Here is a 1,263-nt window from a genome sequence, read left to right as displayed (position 1 = left end):
GCTGCGTGCGGCGTGTCTGCGTGACGGTGGCCGTGTCGTGGTGGTTGGTTCTGGATCACCTGGTGTCTGACTCTGAGCGTGCGTGCCGCTTTCGGGTTGGCGTTGACACGTTGTGTCGGCATCAGGTGTGAAGGACCGGCCGGCGTGACCTGATAGGAGCGTGGCTTTCGCCTCGACTGAGCTTTGTCCGCCGACCGGCCCAACCTCAACACACCTCTTCAGAGTTGAAGGAGGCAGCCACCATGGTTGTTGTTGGAAGCGATTCGCACAAGCACAGTCATACCTGTGTCGGTGCCGATGAGGTCGGCCGCGAGCTCGATGAGAAGACCGTCAGGGCTACCAGTGCGGGTCACGCCGAGCTGATTGTGTGGGCCCACAAGCAGTTTGGCCAGGATCTGATCTGGGCGATTGAGGACTGCCGCAACATGTCGGCACGGCTTGAACGTGATCTGCTGGCCGCCGGGCAGAAGGTGGTGCGGGTGCCCACCAAATTGATGGCGCAGACCCGGGCTTCAGCGCGCACTCGGGGCAAATCCGATCCCATCGATGCATTGGCGGTGGCACGCGCGGCGCTGCGCGAACCCGACTTGCCGGTGGCCTCTCATGATGAGACCTCGCGCGAGTTGAAGTTGCTGGTTGATCGGCGTGACGTGCTGGTGGCCCAACGCACCGAAGCGATCAACCGGCTGCGCTGGTCGGTGCATGAGCTTGACCCCGAACGGGATCCGGGTCGACTGGATCGCGCCAAGCAGCAAAAGTTGTTGGGTGACTGGCTGGCCGCCGCACCTGGACTGGTCGCCGAGTTGGCCCGCGATGAGCTGGCCGACATCTGTCGGCTCACCACGGCAATCAACGCTTTGGCCCAGCGCATCGGCGAGCGCATCCATCACGTCGCCCCCACGCTGCTGGAACTGCCCGGTTGCGCAGAGCTCACCGCAGCCAAGATCGTCGGTGAAACCGCCGGAGTGACCCGGTTTGGCAGCGAAGCCAAGTTCGCCCGCCACGCCGGTGTGGCGCCGATCCCGGTGTGGTCCGGTAGCAGCACTGGCCAGGTCCGGTTGAGCCGCTCGGGAAATCGCCAACTCAATACCGCGCTATATCGCATCGCCATCACCCAGGCCCGTCTTGCCGGCCCGGGCCAGACCTACTACCGCAAGAAAATCGCCGAAGGAAAGACCAAAAAAGCGGCCCTGCGCTGCCTCAAACGCCACCTCGCCCGCAACGTCTTTCGTCGCCTACACGCCGACCACCAAACCCGCCAAC

At 63.8% G+C, this 1,263-nt stretch carries 1 protein-coding gene; it reads left to right on the top strand.

All coding sequences use genetic code 11. The features are described 5' to 3' along the window. Positions 1-224 precede the first annotated feature (224 nt). Positions 225-1,263: IS110 family transposase (locus tag A5707_RS08705; RefSeq protein WP_197495292.1), on the top strand; the 1,039-nt coding region annotated here is incomplete at its 3' end.

It is taken from the genome of Mycobacterium kyorinense (assembly GCF_001672775.1).
Lineage (GTDB): Bacteria > Actinomycetota > Actinomycetes > Mycobacteriales > Mycobacteriaceae > Mycobacterium > Mycobacterium kyorinense_A.
This window is presented reverse-complemented; position numbering and strand designations above follow the sequence as displayed.